A 15,792-nucleotide genomic window follows, 5' to 3' on the forward strand; every position below is an offset into this window, starting at 1 on the left:
CGATGGCAGGCAGTCAAACCGCCGCAAAAGTAGCGCGCCGGGCACCCAGTGGAATCGGATTCTTCGAGCGCTATCTGTCCGTCTGGGTCGCGCTGTGCATTGTGGTCGGCATTGTCCTCGGCAAGTTGTTGCCCGGCACCGTGCATACCGTTTCGACGCTTGAACTGGCCCATGTCAACATCCCGGTCGGGATTCTGATTTGGGTGATGATTATTCCGATGCTGCTGCGCATCGACTTTGCCTCGCTGGGAAAGGTTCGCAACCAGGTGAAAGGCATCGGTGTGACGCTCGTCATCAACTGGGCGGTCAAGCCGTTCACGATGGCGTTTCTGGCATGGGTTTTCGTGCGGCACGCGTTCGCGTCGCTGTTGCCCGCTGACCAGTTGGACAGCTACGTCGCCGGCCTCATCCTGCTCGCTGCGGCGCCCTGCACAGCGATGGTCTTCGTCTGGAGCCAACTGACCAAGGGCGACCCGTACTTCACGCTGTCGCAGGTCGCGCTAAACGACCTGATAATGGTGTTCGCTTTTGCACCTGTTGTCGGACTGCTGCTTGGCATCTCGAACATCACGGTGCCGTGGGATACGCTGCTGACTTCCGTAGTGCTCTATATCGTCATCCCGGTCATCATCGCCCAGATTGTTCGCAAGGCTCTCCTACGCCGGGGCGAGCAGGCTTTCCAGCGAGCGCTGTCCAAGATTGGTCCGTTCTCCATCGCTGCGCTGCTGCTGACGCTGGTACTGCTCTTCGCGTTCCAGGGCGAGCAGATCATTGCTCAGCCAGTGGTCATCCTGCTGCTCGCAGTGCCCATCCTGATTCAGGTGATTATCAATTCGTCGCTCGCCTACCTGGCGAACCGGCAGCTGGGCGTGCCACACGACGTCGCTGCTCCGTCCTGCCTGATTGGCGCGTCCAACTTTTTCGAATTGGCGGTTGCGACAGCAATCAGTCTGTTCGGACTCAAATCTGGCGCCGCATTGGCGACTGTGGTGGGCGTACTTATCGAAGTACCGGTCATGCTCGTCGTCGTCAAGGTGGTCAACTCATCGCGACACTGGTACCAGCGGACGTCGTAACTGACTCAGGAGTTGCCCGGAGAAGGCGCCGGTGCCTCATGAATGCGGAACGATGCCTTCTTTCACCGGAGCGATTTGCTTACCTTCACAGCGTGGGCAAGCGCTCGGAATTGTCAAAGCGGGCAAACGGTGGCGGCATCTCAGTTACCTCAAGCGCTTCGACAAGCGCAGCGGACATGCCTTCGCTGAGCCAGGCGCACAGGGCTGCCAGCTGCTCCGGCGAGCCCTGCAGTATCGCCTCTACTGAACCGTCTATTCGGTTGCGGACCCAGCCTGTGACGCCCAGCTCTCGCGCGCGGCGTACGCAGGCCTCCCGGTAGCCCACGCCCTGCACCTGTCCACGCACCTGTACCAGTCGGGTCTCGAGCGGCTCGTCCTTCTCGTGAGATTCCATGCGCGTAGTCCCGTTGCATGCCGACGCACCTGTGAGGGCGGTTCAATGAAGCGGCTCGGCCGCAATCGCATGCTTGCGCATCTTCTCCCACAGGCTCTTCCTCGAAATACCGAGGGCTTGGGCGGTCTCTGAGATGTGGCCCTGGTGCTGCAGCAGCGCGGCGCGAATGAACGCGTTTTCGCATGCAGCCATGTAGCCTTCGAGCGGAGTGTCCATGTCCAGCGCTGCTGCAGCCTGGGACCCATCCTCCTCGAAGATGTCGGACGAAAAAAGCATGTTGCGGGAACACACGATGCATGCGCGCTCAAGACGGTTTTGCAACTCCCGCACGTTGCCGGGCCACCCATATGTCGCCAGTCGCGCTTCGGCCGAGGGATGAAACAGTTTCGTTGGTTCACCAAGCCGGCCCGCAATGTCGCGTACGAAACGATGGGCAAGCCATAGGACATCGTCGGGCCTGTCGCGAAGTGCCGGGACGCGTAGCTGCAGGATGTTGATGCGATAGAAGAGGTCCTCCCGAAATTTTCCGACCCGGACCAGTTCCGCGAGGTCCCGATTCGTTGCGCAGACCAGCCAGAAGGTGGTCTCGAATCCTCTCTCACCACCGACTCTCGTGACGTGTCGCTCCTGCAGCGCACGCAGCAACTTCACTTGCATCGACAGAGGCAAGTCGCCTATCTCATCGAGAAAGAGCGTGCCACCCTCAGCCTGTTCGAAGTACCCCTTCTTCTGCCGCTCCGCGCCGGTGAAGGCTCCTTTCTCGTGGCCAAAAAATTCGGATTCGAGAAGCGTCTCCGGAACGGCACCACAGTTGACTGCGACAAACGGAAATGCGTCGCCAGGCGCATGGCGATGAATGAACCGCGCGAGCACTTCCTTGCCGACACCCGATTCGCCGGTAATCAGAATCGATTTGGCTCGACCTGCGACTCTCGGCACGAGTTCGGCGAGGCGCCGCATCGCTTCGGACACACCCAGCTCGCTCTGCGCGGGCATGGCGCGGTCGGGTATGCCCGTCCCTGTGAGAAGTCTGACCTTGTCGACCAGCGCGCCTATGTCGAACGGCTTCGTGATGTAGTCTGCTGCGCCGTTTTTAAGGAGAGCAACTGCCGTATCGACTGACGCGTAAGCCGTGATGAAAACAAATGGCGGCACGGACCCGTGCGCGGCCACCGAACGCGAAAACAGGTCCTCGCCAGAAATGTCGGGCAGCCGGATATCGCTGATGACGGCCTGATAAGGGCGATTCTGCATAGCGCCGAACGCCGATTCACCGTCGGTATGCCAGTCCACATCGAACCCTTCCAGACGGAAGCGGTCAGCCAAAGACTCGCCCATGATGGGGTCGTCTTCGACAACGCAGATAAGCGTGGTCGACATGATGCTCTCCTGTTTCACGGAGAAGTAACCGGCAACAGCACGGCAAAGTACGTCCGTCCCGGTGCACTGTCCACTGAAATTGTGCCACCGAGCTGCGTGACGATTTGATAGCTCACCCACAATCCGAGGCTGTACGACCGCCGCCCCTCGGCCTTGGAAACCGACCCGAATGGTTCGAACAGGTGCTCCATCGCAACGCCCGATATGTGCTGACCGGTGTTCGATACTGTTATTTGCAGCCCAAATCCGTTGACTGCAACCAGACAGTCAACGCGCCCGCCAACTTCCACTGCCTTCACAGCGTTCAGCAGCAGGTTGAGAACGAGCTGGCGTACCAGGTGTGCGGGTAGTGCTATCGCCTCGTCCAGCTCGATGTCCCAATGAAACGCTGCCTGCTTAGCCTGTATTTGCGGCGCTATCAACAGCTTCAAATCCTGCCAGTCCGACAGACTCATCGCTGGTGAGTCCAGCCGCGCCTCAAACAGCAACGCGCCGACAGTCGCGCGGATTTGGCCAAGACCGCGTTCGAGCAGCCCCAGTGTCTTCTTTGTTTGAGCGTCGGGCTCACCGTGAGTGTTGAGCGTATCGATAGCGTTCAGCATGCCGCCGAGCGGATTGTTGATTTCGTGTGCGATGCCGGCTGCGACCTGGCCTACGGCAGCAAGTCTCTCGGAGACGACCACTTCGCGTTCCAGGTCCTGTTTTTGCGCCAGTTCTGCGAGCATGGTCCGAAACTGCTGTTCCAGTTGACCTATTTCGTCGTTACTTTGCGCGGTGATGCCCGCTCCCACTTTTTCCGGATGCTCCTTTCCAACGCGAGCCATGGCCGCTGCGAGGCGCAGGAGCGGCTTCGCCATCCGGTCGCCCCACACCCAGCCCAACGGTATCAGTAGCAACAAAGCTGGCACCGTGGCTACGGCGAGCTTGAGCAGCGTCGAGCGCACGCGGCCGTAGAAGGTATTGGCGTCATAGACCAGCACCACATAGCCGAGGCGGCTCCCGTCGTCGGAATTCACTGGCATGCCGGCGGTGACATCACGGCTCGCGAACAATCCAGGGAAGTCGAAGAAGAACGGGTCACCGGAGCCTCCAAGATGAGAGATGACCGTACCGAACTGGGCGGGAAGATGGGCGACCGGCCGCTGGACAGGTTCCTCCCGGGGAGAGGTTGACGCGTACACCCGCGCCCTGGCATCGAACAGAACGATTTCCTTCAGCGGATTCGAGGGCTCCCTGACCGCCACCGGTGTTCGAATCGCTTCGAATGCACGCCACAGGTCGTCCTTGACCATAGGGTCTCGAACCGACAGCGTGAGAACGCGGCACAGATTCTGGGCGCTACTTTCGAGGTCATTTCTGGCATCGGATACCGCAACGCTTACGAGCGCGACGGTCACGAGTATTTCCGTCAGCAGGATGACTGCGCTCAGGGCGAGCGGAATCTTGTAGCGGTAGCTGAGATGGGACAGCATCTGCGTGACCCTACACCGGCCCGGAGTTCAGAATCGCAACCAGGCTGCGGATACCGTCGAACACCTTGTCGTCGTTCGGCACGAAACCGTCAAGGTTCAATCGCTGCAACACATCCCGACCTTCAGGACGGTCTTTCATCCCGAGCAGCGCACTCTGGATACGAAGAAACGATTCGTCGTCGAGCGAGTGACGCGCCACAATCGGCGGAAAACCATACTGCGGGGAGCGCCACGCAACGCGTACGTCGCGGGTGCGTTCCGGGTACTGCTTCTCGATGGTGTCATAGACATAGCCATCAATCTCACCCGCGTCCGCGAGACCAGTCGTCACGGCATCAACAACTTTCCTGTGCGCATACGTGAAGAATGACTTCCTGAAAAAGCGGGTCGGCCGGATACCCGCACGTATCAGTTCGGTAGTCGGGACCAGAAAACCGGAATTTGATTGCGGGTCGCTGTATGCGAACACCCGGTTCCGAAGCTGCGAGATGTGGGTCGTCTGCGTGTCGCTTCTGGGAACAATCAGGTACGAACGATAGAGCGGCTGCCCCTGATAGTCCGGTATCGCCATCAACCGCATCGTCAGTGGGTTCGTGACGTACGGAAACCCACAGACCCACGCTACATCCAGCCTGTTCTCGGCCAGCAGGTCGTCAATCTCGCGATAGCTATTGCGCTGCACAAACTTCACGTCTGCACTGCATACCGCACCAAGCTCGCGGCTCCACCGGTCCAGCAGGTTGATCTCGTTGTCGAGGAATACAGCGGTCGTACCGAACGCAACCGCCGGGCCTTCGCTGGCAAATGGAACTTTGAAGGACGAGAGGAGTGGAACGCCTAACGCGAAGCGCAGAACCCGCCGCCGCCCGATGTTACGAATTGGTGACATAACGGCTCTCCCCCAATCACGAACCGTTACCGGACGGTAATGGCGTCCATCAGGTCTGCTGAATTACTACCCGCAGTGCGCAAGGCTCTCGGCGGACGTTTGACTGCATGGCATACGTCTTGCCATTAAGTCGATGCTAACGACTACCCGAGCAAGATTCAAGCGAGGAGGAGACCATGTCAGACTTAAAAGTCGCACGCCGTACATTTCTAAAAATCAGTGGCGGCTCGATTGCGGCTACTGCCGCGTCAGCGCTTGCTCCGAACGTGGCTTCTGCCGCGAACACAACGGATACGAGCAGGACGAAACTTCCGTATCCGAGAAAACCCGTAGCCCATGTCGGCGGCATGGCGCTCAACGCGCCAGTCTCGTTTGCCTACCCCGATGCCGCGTCGCCCTGCACAGCGCTCAAGCTAGGCAGCCGGGTACCGGGTGGCGTTGGACCGGATGGCGATATCGTCGCCTACAGCGCCATGTGCACCCACATGGGCTGTCCTGTCATATACGAGCCCACGACGAAGGTTTTCAAGTGTCCCTGCCACTTCAGCATGTTCGATGCGGAGAAAGCCGGACAGATGATTGCCGGGCAGGCCACCGAAAATCTGCCGCGCGTGCGACTTCACTATGACGAGAAGACAGGCACCGTGTCGGCAGTCGGCGTGGAAGGGTTGATATACGGCCGCCAGGCCAACGTACTTTGAGTTCGAGGAGCTGAAAATGCCTACCGATAAGGACCGCATTGCGCTACCGCCGGTCACGGCCCAGCGAACCAATATGACCTGCCATTTCTGCATCGTCGGATGCGGATACCACGTGTACAAGTGGCCGGAAGACCAGGAAGGTGGTCGCGCACCCAACCAGAATGCGCTTGGCGTTGATTTCCGCAAGCAGCTGCCACCGCTCTCGCTCATCATGACGCCTGCGATGGAAAACGTGGTCACCGACCGCGACGGCTCTCGCCACACCATCATGATTGTTCCGGACAAGAGCTGCGTCGTGAACAGCGGCTTGAGTTCGACGCGCGGCGGCAAGATGGCGATGTACATGTACGCGGCTGACGGGATCACCCAGGAGCGTCTGAGACAACCACGCATCTACCTGAGCGACCAGTGGGTCGATACGACCTGGGACCAGGCTTTGGCGCTCTACGCCGGCCTGATGAAGAAGGTGCTCGACAAGGATGGCCCGAGCGGTATTGTCTTTTCTGCCTTCGACCATGGTGGTGCGGGAGGCGGATTCGAGAACACGTGGGGTTCCGGCAAGTTGATGTTTACCGCGCTGCAGACACCGATGGTCCGCATTCACAACCGTCCCGCGTACAACTCGGAGTGCCACGCTACCCGTGAGATGGGTGTTGGGGAACTGAACAACTCGTACGAGGATGCTGAGCTAGCCGATGTCATCTGGTCTATCGGCGCGAATTCGTACGAAACGCAGACGAACTACTTCCTGAATCACTGGGTGCCGAACCTGCAGGGCGGGACGCTCGACAAGAAAAAACAACGCTTCCCAGGCGAGGCACTCCCGAAAACAAAAGTCGTATTCGTGGACCCGCGACGCACGCCAACTGTTGCCATTGCCGAGCAGGTAGCCGGAAAGGACAACGTGCTACATCTGGATATCCAGCCGGGCACTGACATTGCATTATTCAACGGGATTTTTACCTACGTGGTCCAGCAGGGATGGATTGACAAAGACTTCATTGCTGCGCATACGAATGGATTTGACGCGGCTGTCCAGGCCAACAAGCTGTCACTCGACGATTGCAGCAAAATCACGGGTGTACCGGTTGAAAAAATCAAGACCGCAGCGGAGTGGTCATATAAGCCGAAGGGGCCGGGCCAGTTTCCGAGAACGATGCATACCTACGAAAAGGGCATCATCTGGGGCAACGACAATTATCTGATTCAGTCGTCGCTGCTGGACGTTGCGCTGGCCACTCACAATGTCGGACGGAGAGGCACGGGCTGCGTGCGCATGGGCGGACATCAGGAGGGATACACGAGGCCGCCATATCCCGGCAATACAAAGATATACATCGACCAGGAGCTCATCCACGGCAAGGGACGGATGATGACGTGGTGGGCGTGCAATAACTTCCAGACGAGCAACAATGCGCAGGGTCTGCGCGAGGTGGTCTTGCGTCGCTCGCAAATCGTGAAAGACGCGATGCTGGGTGCACGTGGTGCGAGCACGGAGCAACTGGTCGATGTGATTTACGACGCGACCAGCAAAGGCGGTCTGTTCGTGACGAGCATCAACATCTATCCGACGAAGCTCCAGGAGGCCGCGCACCTCATGCTGCCCGCAACGCACCCGGGTGAGATGAATCTGACGTCGATGAACGGTGAGCGCCGCATGCGCCTGTCCGAGCGGTTCATGGACCCGCCCGGAAGCGCGATGCCAGACTGCCTTATCGCCGCGCGCGTTGCCAACACGCTGCGCGCCATGTATCAGAAAGATGGCAACACGAAGATGGTCGCTCGATTTGAGGGTTTCGACTGGAAGACCGAAGAGGACGCGTTCAACGATGGATTCCGTCGCGCCGGGCAACCGGGCGTGGAAAAGATAGACAGCCAGGGCGGCAATACCGGTAACCTGGTCACTTACGAACGGCTACGCGTCATGGCCAACAACGGGGTGCAGTTGCCAGCGAAGGCGTGGGAAGGTGGGAAGCTCGTCGGCACCGAAATGATGTACATGGACGGCAAATTCGATACGCCAGACGGCAAGGCGCAGTTCAAGCCGTCTCCCTGGCCAGGGTTGCCAAAGCTGGTTGCAGACCAGAAAGGGAAATACCGCTTCTGGATTAACAACGGTCGTACGAACGAAGTGTGGCAAACGGTTTATCACGACCAGTACAACGAATTCGTTCGTGACCGGGACCCGATGGCCTATATCGAAATCAACCCGGACGATGCACAGGGGCTCGGAATTGGCGCGGGCGATATCGTCGAAGTCTTCAACGACTTTGGGTCCACGTACGCAATGGCCTATCCGGCTGCCGAACTGAAGCATGACCAGACCTTCATGGTGTTTGGCCACATCAACGGCATCCAGGACAACCTCACGACCACATGGACGGACCGCAACATCATTCCGTACTACAAGGGCACGTGGGCGAATATCCGTCGGGTCGGGTCGATGGAGGATTACAAGCAAAAGGTCAGCTTCAAGAGTCGCCGTTATACATAGGTGACGACGGCCGGCGCATTGTCGGCCGTATTCTCTTTTTTGAGCCGGCGGCTATCCGCACGTGGGAGTGGAGCTGCGATGAAGGCATTTACTCTGGGGCGGGTCATTCCGCTTGTCGAAGTCGGCGCCGCTGACTCGACGGAACGTGGTTTCCGTGCACAAGACATAACGGCAGCAGAGCTACCGCTTCTGGACACGCGCCATCGCCCGTTGCGAGACTTGCGCATTTCGGTTACGGACCGCTGCAACTTCCGTTGCGTCTACTGCATGCCGAAGGAGGTGTTCGGCAAGGACTACGCATTCCTGCCCCGACGGGAATTGCTCAGCTTCGAAGAAATCGAGCGCGTTGCACGTGTGTTTGTTGATCTCGGTGTTGAAAAAATTCGACTCACGGGTGGAGAGCCACTGCTTAGAAAGAACCTTGAATATCTTGTCGAGCGGCTGGCTCGACTGCGAACGCCTTCGGGCGCAGATGTCGACCTAACGCTGACGACAAACGGCTCGCTGCTCAGTCGCAAGGCACAGTCGCTGTGGGACGCGGGAATGAAGCGCATCACCGTCAGCCTCGACTCAATAGACGAGACCGTATTTCAGCGAATGAATGGCGTTGGTTATCCCGCCGCGCTCGTGCTCGAAGGAATCGACGCGGCGCTACGAGTCGGTTTCGCTCCGGTTAAGGTCAACATGGTGGTCAAGCGTGGAGTGAACGACGCCCAGATTCCACCCATGGCCCGATACTTCCGGGGAACAGGCGTGGAAGTCCGTTTTATCGAGTTCATGGACGTCGGCACGAGCAACGGCTGGAATATGGGATCGGTGGTGCCTTCGTCCGAGGTTCTACGGATTATTGACGCCGCTTTCCCGCTGGTACCGGCAAGCCGCACCAAACCTTCGGATACGTCGGTTCGATTCCACTATGCCGATGCTCAGGGAGTAATCGGTGTCATCTCGAGCGTCACACAGCCTTTCTGCGGAGGCTGCACGCGGTTGCGGTTGTCTGCAGACGGCCAGCTCTTCACCTGTCTGTTCGCCTCACGCGGCCTGGACCTACGAACGCCACTGCGAAACGGACGCACTGATAGTCCGTTGCGCCAACTGGTTGCGGACTTGTGGAGGCGAAGGGCCGACAGATATTCAGAGCAACGTGGCGAAAGCGGCGCCGCCCACGGTCGCTCCAAGGTTGAAATGTCGTTCATCGGCGGTTGATGCCGCGCCTATGGCCGCTTCACCATCCATCACGGAAGAGGACATTCCAGAGTCTTCCGCTCACAGCGATGGATTTCCCTACTTCGCGCGACGCCCGTGTTCATCGACAACAATTTCTCCGTCCTCTTTCGTGAACGGCACATTCTGTGCCTCCGGCAGGATGTCCAGAACAACCTCGGACGGCCGGCACAACCGAACGCCATGCGGAGTCTCCACGAAAGGACGATTGATGAGTATTGGGTGTTCTAACATTGAATCCAGAAGCTTGTCGTCGCCAAGCAAGGGGTCATCCAAACCAAGTTCCGCGTAAGGCGTACCTTTCTGCCGCAATGTTTCACGCACGCTAAGGCCGGACCGGCCGATAAGCTCCACCAGCCGTTCACGGGTCGGTGGTGTCTTCAGGTATTCAATGATGGTCGGTTCGATGCCGGCATTGCGAATCATGGCCAGCGTGTTCCGCGAGGTGCCGCATTCCGGGTTGTGGTAAATCGTGACGCTCATGGAGTTGTGTCCTCAAAAGAAGTTAAATATTGGCCGATCTGTGTTGCCGTTGACCTGGCAGAGCGCATCACGCCGATGAGCGTGGCGGATGCGAAGCCGCACCACTCGCCGTATCCGACCAGCCAGAGCCGTGGCTCCAGCACCGCGCGACCTTCGACTACATCGACGCGGCCGGCGTCGTTAAGGACATGCAGAGGCCGCAGATGTTCGAGTGCCGGGCGGAAGCCGGTACACCAGATAACGGCATCGACGCGCGCGTGGGAGCCGTCTTTCCATACGACGCCGTCGACCGTGAAATGCGAGAACGGTCGCACAGAATGCAGCACTCCCCGCTCACGGGCGTCGCGCACCGACGGTACCATCACAATGTCGCCCAGGCCGCCTGTAGGTGCGGGGTCCGCGCGACCTTCCACACGGGCTTTCCACCGTTCAGTTGCCCGTTCGAAGAGCACGCGTCCGTCAACATCATCCGGCAATAAAGTGGGCTCTTCCAACGTAACCCATGTTGTGTGACAGACCTGCGACAGCTCGGCGAGTATCTGTGCACCCGAGTTTCCACCACCTACAACCAGTACATTCTTTCCGTGGAATATCTCTGGTTTCCTATAGTGGGCTGAGTGCAACTGCTCACCTTCGAAGCAGGCTTGCCCCGGATAGTCCGGAATAGATGGGCGCGCCCATGTTCCGGTGGCACTGACTACAGCTTTTGCAAGCCACTCGCCGTGGTCCGTTGATACAAGCAGCCCGTCTTCGCGACGCGACACCGACGTCACGTCCACAGGACGGCGGACCGGAATTTCGTAGCGCTTCGCGTACTCGGTCAGATAGCGAATGACATGGTCTCGCGATGGGTATATCTCTGCCGTGGCTGGCATCAACCATCCGGGCAGTGAACTCCATTGTGCCGGCGAAAAAAGGTGAAGCGAGTCCCAGGTATGCTGCCACGCTCCGCCAGGCGCCGGCTGGTCATCGAGCACGACGTAGCCGATGCCGGCCCGGCGCAAGAAATAGGCGACTGCGAGCGACGATTGACCGCCACCGACAACGACGACATCGATTGGAATTGCCGCTGAAGTGTTGCTGATAGACATATCGAATCAGGTAGATGATACTTCGATAATACTGGATAGGTTGTGTTCGATGTGAGTCTGTGAGGTGTGTATTGGCTTCTGACCTGTCGAAGATTACCAGCGGCCTCGGGCCGTCCGCCGCACGTCTGCAGCTATTGATAGAGCGGGCGTTAGAACTGTATGCCGGTGTGGGTGCCATGTCATGCGCCGAGCAGCACGTTACGCTGCAGGAGCTCGCGGAGTTGTTGCCCCAGATAGCGCGTGCCTCTCGCGAAACAGCAGATGGAATTGAGTCGTGCGGCGGTCGCTGCCGGTGAGCTCTCCAGGCGCTGCAGCGGCGCTACGAGCCAGGTAAGAACGTGAACAATCTCCGTCACGCTTGGGGTATCAGAAGTCTTGCAGTATGGTCAAGAGATACTCGCTCTCGAGGCGTTGATGCACTACGCGCTAGCTGGGTGTCGGGACCGCCGGAACAAAGGGCTGCTTGCACTTCCCGTGCCGCGTCAGCGACGCGCTCAAGTGCCACGGCCTCCGGTGATCCCGTGATTTCCGCCATCATGTCCCCTTCACCCCGGGGCTGGTTCCGCATCGTCCTTCAAGCTGCCCGACGCGCTATTTCCTCAGGTCGAAGTCATCGACGGTCAGCACGATACGCTCGCCTGGCCGGGCACGGGCCTTACGTTCCGCCAAAGCCACGATGCGCCTGCGCCCTTCGGAAAAGGCATTGAGGACGCGCGCATCAGGTGCTCCAGGTTGCACCCAGAAATGCTGCTCGAGTGTCTCGCGCGTGACGACGCACGCGATGTCGCGGCCGCACAGTGACAGCGCAAAAACGACACCGTCCTTTGAAACGCTGGGTTCAAGTTCAAGGGCTTCCACGATAGGCGCTCGATTGATTGTTTCCACGTACTGTACTTATCGTACGGGCGAGACGCCGGAAATTTCAACAAAACCTGAACGACGCTCGTCGCTTTTGCCCAACATCGAGCGTCGGGGAGCGGAAGCGAGATGCCGAAATCGCGCTTCCGGAAGAGACAAGCCGGCAAGTCGAGAACGGAGAAATCGGCTGACAACGCGCGGTCCGCTGCGGGGCGCCAGCCTAAACCGTCGGGCGACCAAGGGCGGAACATTCCGCTTTCTGGTTTTCTCGCTCAAAATAACTATTTGGGCCAGTCATGCGCCGCGGACGCTGAGCGGAACTGCCGTTTGAATGGCCATCCAAGCGTGAAGATGAAACGTTGCCGATGACCGCACCGAGATCATTCATCATCGGATGCTGATTCAGCCATGCCACTCAATCCCAATTCGAGTGTTTTGCCACGCCAGATCGTGCCCAAGCCCGCCATATCGCAGAGAATTGCCCACGCTATATAGGGGACGGGCGTTTCTCCGCTTATCCAGCGCCTGACCTGGCGGCCGCCATGCTCACTCAGCCCGAGCACCCTGGCGAGAGCCCGACCCGACAGGCCGATGCGTCGCACCACCTCCTGAACTTCAGCGCCCCGAGGCCGCTCCCATCCCTCATCCGCCGGGAGCAAACACTCGGCCCGAATGGGTGTATGAATATCAACTGTCATTTTTCTATCGCCTTTTCTCTTAGTCGTACTTCCTGGATCGGACGGATCTTCGCGCCCGGTCGATCACGTCCGCCGCGACCTTTTCTTCCAGCCGTAATCGATGCGCGCGGAACTCATGTTCCGGCCACCGCGCTTCGCACTCCTCGAGCGCCTTGACTGCCTGATCGCGAGTCATCGGGTGCGTATATCCCGGCCGTGGTTCGTACACGTCACCACCAGCACTCACCGCCCGTATACGCACGGCACGCTGGATGATCCAGTCGTCCGTCCAGATTTCGGGCGCCGCCGAAGCTTCACTGGCATCTGCGCCAACCTCCGGCAGGTTGCGCTCATCAAAGTGTCGCTCCCCGGTCGACATGTCGAACAGTGTAACGATCACGTCGTCGAATCGTTCCTGCAGGTCAGCCGCATCTCGCCATGCCTCCCCTGGATCGTCGTATTCCGCCGGCGTATCGCCAGGCTGCGCGTGTCTGAATCCGACCGCCCCCCACTGGTCAAAACTGAGCACCACATCGAAATAGCGGTTCGCTTCGTCATCCCAGACCTGCACTCGAAACATGGTGCCCTCCTGATCCTGAACGATTCATTGGTGCCTCTGTCCTCGATCCAGCCCCCACGGCTTTGCCGCGGTGGAAACACGCAGCCTGCGGCTGCTTGACGACCCCCACCGCAGTTGCACGGTGCCTCACCGGATCGTCCCTCCGCTGCCGCTGCGGGTCGGCGCTCTCCCCACGCCTCCCGGCGCGGGTCCCCGTGCGCCTCGATCCGGGCGCGCAGGCGCGCGCGATAGGCTCCCAGTCAATACGAGTCCTGGTTTAGCAGGAAGGGGGCTGCCCGGCACCCGCGTCTGCGATCGGACAGGCGTGCCGGTGCCTGTCAGCCTCGGACACAGCCACACCTGCCCGTTACCAACCAACGTAGTTCAGCAAAAGCTCCGCGATCAGCTTGCGGCGAACAAGGTCCAGCCCTGACAGGTCGGCAAAGCCCCTGATGCCTGCTTTCTCCCACAGAAGAACGCTATCGTGCGAGTTGTAGAACGAATACAGCGCGGCAAGGAAGGTCCGCTCGCCGCTGCTGAGAACACCGAAGGCATCGAGAATGACCGCGCCATTGGGCGCGAGCGCCCATTTGTCTTTCGCCGTCTCAACGGCCTCGCTGGTGCCATCGCCGAAATACACCGGACCGGCCAGCATCACAGCCTGTTTCCATGCCTCAAAAAACCGCGCAGGCGCGGCAGTAAAGTGGGCGTCGCTTTCCTCCTGCTCGCGGCGAAACTGTTCGAGCACTTCGGGGGGGAACTTCGATTCGTCGGTCATAGCGGCAATTCCTGTTGATAAAGGGCAGTCGTCACGGCTTCCACCTGCTCGGCAGACAGCGAAGACACGTCGATGGCCGTTGCGTGTGTGTAGATCATCTCGCCATAGATATCGGCAAGGTGACGCGCTTTCGGGCACAGCGCCGCGTCTTCTCCAGACGCCTGGCGGTTTCGCCACACGTTGATCGCCCGTTCAATCTCGGCAATTGTAAAGGTTGGCATGTCAGGCTCCGAAGCCCGCGCGCAAATGTGTCCATACGCACGCGGGCGGTTCAGGTTATTGGGCGAACAACACTTCGTAGAGTCCGCCCCGGTCGATCGACATTTCGGCATCCGGCAACTTCGCCACGCCGCAGATGAAGTCGAACGGGCCGCGGTACGGCAGCATTTCAAGAATCGTCTGATTGCCGAACCATGTGCACAGCACGTCGCCGCGCTTCAGTTCGCAACCCCGTTTCAGTTCTGTCGTCATGCGGCACGCCCGCGAGTGTGGCGCACCGCATCGTGAACTGCTACCAGAGGCGCGCGGGGTGGTACGCGGTCGAACTCCGAAAGCGCGGCACGCGCGATCGCGCGAAGCTCGTCGCGGTGCATGTCGATCGCATGACCGTCCCGGTCGAGCATGTTGGCGATGCGGTGCAGCGCGTCGGCGGTCTTCGCCGCAGCATCCGCCGACAGCGCCATGCGGAACAGTTCAGCACGCACGATTTCACGGTCCCCGTACTGGTAGACGGCCAGCAAAGGCAGAAGTGCGGTCAGCCAGGTTGGGCGAATTTGCGTCATGTCCATTTCTTCCTCACTGATTTTCAGATAGGGCGAAAGACCCCAGCCCGCAGGCCGGGGCTAGTTGATTAGTCGATAGCGCGGAGAATGTTCGCGGCCTCTACGTGCTGCGTCGCGTAGGCGCGCAGTTCGTGGTAGTGCTCGATAATGCTGTCATCGCCGCACTTTTCCGCCAGATGGCACAGGGCAAACAGCGTGACGACGATTCCGAAGGCGTCCGCGCCCATCATGTCGCTGTAGCCGTTCATATGCCACCGCACATGCACCCGTCCGCAGTTCGAAGGGGCCATATAGAAGCCGCCGTTCGACAACTGGAAGAAGTCCCACGAACCGCCGTTGTAGGCACTCGAAAGGCGCGCGGCCCAGTCGTACACCAACGCTTCGCCCTGGAGGTATTGCGCGCCCAGGTAGTGAGGAAGGAAATTCAGGCGTAACTCATCAACAACAACGTTTGACGAGATTCTGGTTTCATTAGCAATCACGGTTATCTCCGGTTATGGCCATCGCACCACGCGAGGCACAACTTAATTGTAGTGACATTTTGTCCTAAATAATTAGTATTTTGATTTTCATTTTAAATCAATCCTGAAGTCCAATTAATAATTCCAAACGACACCTGTTGATATATTCTTTACTTAGGTCATTTTGTCCGTATAATGGTTATGTGCCTCGCGTGGTGCGATGGCCATAACCGGAGATAACCGTGGATCACATTGTTGAAAGCCGTGCAACTGAAACCGTTCCAGAAACCAGCTTCGTCAACGACACGCCGATCGAGTACGTGCCGCTCGGTCTGCTATGCAAGTCGCCGCACAACGTGCGCCGCAAAGCGCCTACCGGCATCGAGGCGCTGGCCGGGAACATCGCCGCAGCGGGCGTCATGCAAAACCTCGTCACCCATGAAATGAAATCGCGTGGCAAGCAGCGCAAGCTG

The 15,792-nt window shown here is 59.1% G+C and carries 17 protein-coding genes and 1 pseudogene; 5 read left to right on the forward strand and 13 right to left on the reverse strand.

Going from position 1 to position 15,792, the window contains the following annotated elements:
• Positions 1-2: 2 nt before the first annotated feature.
• Positions 3-1,076, forward strand: a complete 1,074-nt coding sequence (gene arsB / locus HF916_RS49600; protein WP_168795990.1) for an ACR3 family arsenite efflux transporter — start codon at positions 3-5, stop codon at positions 1,074-1,076.
• Between the two features lie 85 nt (positions 1,077-1,161).
• Here the strand turns inward: arsB and HF916_RS49605 are convergent, their stop codons facing one another.
• From HF916_RS49605 to HF916_RS49620, 4 genes are read right to left on the reverse strand one after another with little or no spacing between them, the layout of a single operon-like run.
• Positions 1,162-1,470, reverse strand: coding sequence for an acylphosphatase (locus tag HF916_RS49605; RefSeq protein ID WP_168795991.1), 309 nt, complete (start codon positions 1,468-1,470; stop codon positions 1,162-1,164).
• Positions 1,471-1,512: 42 nt separating this feature from the next.
• Positions 1,513-2,850, reverse strand: coding sequence for a sigma-54-dependent transcriptional regulator (locus HF916_RS49610; RefSeq protein ID WP_168795992.1), 1,338 nt, complete (start codon positions 2,848-2,850; stop codon positions 1,513-1,515).
• A gap of 14 nt (positions 2,851-2,864) precedes the next feature.
• Positions 2,865-4,322 (reverse strand): sensor histidine kinase, encoded by a 1,458-nt coding sequence (locus HF916_RS49615; protein WP_168795993.1) that lies wholly within the window; start codon positions 4,320-4,322, stop codon positions 2,865-2,867.
• A gap of 10 nt (positions 4,323-4,332) precedes the next feature.
• Positions 4,333-5,211 carry a PhnD/SsuA/transferrin family substrate-binding protein gene (locus HF916_RS49620; RefSeq protein ID WP_168795994.1) on the reverse strand — a complete coding sequence of 293 codons (879 nt, stop codon included), beginning with the start codon at positions 5,209-5,211 and terminating at the stop codon, positions 4,333-4,335.
• A gap of 176 nt (positions 5,212-5,387) precedes the next feature.
• On the opposite strand from HF916_RS49620, the gene HF916_RS49625 reads away from it, so the two are divergent.
• The 3 genes from HF916_RS49625 (at position 5,388) to moaA (ending at position 9,612) form a co-directional block, all read left to right on the forward strand.
• Complete coding sequence (locus tag HF916_RS49625) at positions 5,388-5,912, forward strand: arsenate reductase (azurin) small subunit (RefSeq protein WP_168795995.1); 525 nt, start codon at positions 5,388-5,390, stop codon at positions 5,910-5,912.
• A 16-nt stretch (positions 5,913-5,928) separates the two neighbouring features.
• The gene (locus HF916_RS49630; protein ID WP_168795996.1) at positions 5,929-8,406 is read left to right on the forward strand and encodes an arsenate reductase (azurin) large subunit; all 2,478 of its coding nucleotides are present in this window, start codon (positions 5,929-5,931) and stop codon (positions 8,404-8,406) included.
• A gap of 78 nt (positions 8,407-8,484) precedes the next feature.
• Positions 8,485-9,612 (forward strand): GTP 3',8-cyclase MoaA, encoded by a 1,128-nt coding sequence (moaA, locus tag HF916_RS49635; RefSeq protein WP_168795997.1) that lies wholly within the window; start codon positions 8,485-8,487, stop codon positions 9,610-9,612.
• A gap of 78 nt (positions 9,613-9,690) precedes the next feature.
• Here the strand turns inward: moaA and arsC are convergent, their stop codons facing one another.
• The 9 genes from arsC to HF916_RS49685 all read right to left on the reverse strand — a co-directional run bounded on the left by arsC (position 9,691) and on the right by HF916_RS49685 (position 15,340).
• The gene (gene arsC / locus HF916_RS49640) at positions 9,691-10,113 is read right to left on the reverse strand and encodes an arsenate reductase (glutaredoxin) (protein ID WP_168795998.1); all 423 of its coding nucleotides are present in this window, start codon (positions 10,111-10,113) and stop codon (positions 9,691-9,693) included.
• Positions 10,110-11,204, reverse strand: coding sequence for an ArsO family NAD(P)H-dependent flavin-containing monooxygenase (locus HF916_RS49645; protein ID WP_206002081.1), 1,095 nt, complete (start codon positions 11,202-11,204; stop codon positions 10,110-10,112). The genes arsC and HF916_RS49645 overlap by 4 nt, the downstream gene beginning before the upstream one ends.
• 591 nt (positions 11,205-11,795) lie before the next feature.
• Positions 11,796-12,062 carry a DUF1488 family protein gene (locus HF916_RS49650; protein ID WP_168795999.1) on the reverse strand — a complete coding sequence of 89 codons (267 nt, stop codon included), beginning with the start codon at positions 12,060-12,062 and terminating at the stop codon, positions 11,796-11,798.
• A 717-nt stretch (positions 12,063-12,779) separates the two neighbouring features.
• Positions 12,780-13,319 carry a hypothetical protein gene (locus HF916_RS49660; RefSeq protein ID WP_168795883.1) on the reverse strand — a complete coding sequence of 180 codons (540 nt, stop codon included), beginning with the start codon at positions 13,317-13,319 and terminating at the stop codon, positions 12,780-12,782.
• 346 nt (positions 13,320-13,665) lie between these two features.
• Entirely contained in the window at positions 13,666-14,076 is a 411-nt protein-coding gene (locus tag HF916_RS49665) for a hypothetical protein (RefSeq protein WP_168796001.1), read from the reverse strand.
• On the reverse strand, positions 14,073-14,297 hold the full coding sequence (locus HF916_RS49670) for a DUF3717 domain-containing protein (protein WP_168796002.1): 225 nt from the start codon (positions 14,295-14,297) through the stop codon (positions 14,073-14,075). Before HF916_RS49670 ends, HF916_RS49665 begins: the two co-directional genes overlap by 4 nt.
• 55 nt (positions 14,298-14,352) lie before the next feature.
• Positions 14,353-14,547 (reverse strand): hypothetical protein, encoded by a 195-nt coding sequence (locus tag HF916_RS49675; RefSeq protein ID WP_168796003.1) that lies wholly within the window; start codon positions 14,545-14,547, stop codon positions 14,353-14,355.
• Positions 14,544-14,864: a hypothetical protein gene (locus HF916_RS49680; RefSeq protein ID WP_168796004.1), complete on the reverse strand. Its 321-nt coding sequence runs from the start codon at positions 14,862-14,864 to the stop codon at positions 14,544-14,546. The genes HF916_RS49675 and HF916_RS49680 overlap by 4 nt, the downstream gene beginning before the upstream one ends.
• A gap of 62 nt (positions 14,865-14,926) precedes the next feature.
• On the reverse strand, positions 14,927-15,340 hold the full coding sequence (locus tag HF916_RS49685; protein ID WP_168796005.1) for an antirestriction protein: 414 nt from the start codon (positions 15,338-15,340) through the stop codon (positions 14,927-14,929).
• Positions 15,341-15,561: 221 nt separating this feature from the next.
• Here HF916_RS49685 and HF916_RS49690 point away from each other — a divergent pair.
• Positions 15,562-15,792: pseudogene (locus tag HF916_RS49690) on the forward strand (chromosome partitioning protein ParB); the annotation flags it as partial.

Source organism: Paraburkholderia aromaticivorans (genome assembly GCF_012689525.1).
Taxonomy (GTDB): Bacteria; Pseudomonadota; Gammaproteobacteria; order Burkholderiales; family Burkholderiaceae; genus Paraburkholderia; species Paraburkholderia aromaticivorans_A.

Bases quoted from the DNA above. Each gene is read 5' to 3' on its own strand.
- arsB (WP_168795990.1), top strand. From the start codon at position 3: ATGGCAGGCAGTCAAACCGCCGCAAAAGTAGCGCGCCGGGCACCCAGT.
- HF916_RS49605 (WP_168795991.1), bottom strand. From the start codon at position 1,470: ATGGAATCTCACGAGAAGGACGAGCCGCTCGAGACCCGACTGGTACAG.
- HF916_RS49610 (WP_168795992.1), bottom strand. From the start codon at position 2,850: ATGTCGACCACGCTTATCTGCGTTGTCGAAGACGACCCCATCATGGGC.
- HF916_RS49615 (WP_168795993.1), bottom strand. From the start codon at position 4,322: ATGCTGTCCCATCTCAGCTACCGCTACAAGATTCCGCTCGCCCTGAGC.
- HF916_RS49620 (WP_168795994.1), bottom strand. From the start codon at position 5,211: ATGTCACCAATTCGTAACATCGGGCGGCGGCGGGTTCTGCGCTTCGCG.
- HF916_RS49625 (WP_168795995.1), top strand. From the start codon at position 5,388: ATGTCAGACTTAAAAGTCGCACGCCGTACATTTCTAAAAATCAGTGGC.
- HF916_RS49630 (WP_168795996.1), top strand. From the start codon at position 5,929: ATGCCTACCGATAAGGACCGCATTGCGCTACCGCCGGTCACGGCCCAG.
- moaA (WP_168795997.1), top strand. From the start codon at position 8,485: ATGAAGGCATTTACTCTGGGGCGGGTCATTCCGCTTGTCGAAGTCGGC.
- arsC (WP_168795998.1), bottom strand. From the start codon at position 10,113: ATGAGCGTCACGATTTACCACAACCCGGAATGCGGCACCTCGCGGAAC.
- HF916_RS49645 (WP_206002081.1), bottom strand. From the start codon at position 11,204: ATGTCTATCAGCAACACTTCAGCGGCAATTCCAATCGATGTCGTCGTT.
- HF916_RS49660 (WP_168795883.1), bottom strand. From the start codon at position 13,319: ATGTTTCGAGTGCAGGTCTGGGATGACGAAGCGAACCGCTATTTCGAT.
- HF916_RS49665 (WP_168796001.1), bottom strand. From the start codon at position 14,076: ATGACCGACGAATCGAAGTTCCCCCCCGAAGTGCTCGAACAGTTTCGC.
- HF916_RS49670 (WP_168796002.1), bottom strand. From the start codon at position 14,297: ATGCCAACCTTTACAATTGCCGAGATTGAACGGGCGATCAACGTGTGG.
- HF916_RS49675 (WP_168796003.1), bottom strand. From the start codon at position 14,547: ATGACGACAGAACTGAAACGGGGTTGCGAACTGAAGCGCGGCGACGTG.
- HF916_RS49680 (WP_168796004.1), bottom strand. From the start codon at position 14,864: ATGGACATGACGCAAATTCGCCCAACCTGGCTGACCGCACTTCTGCCT.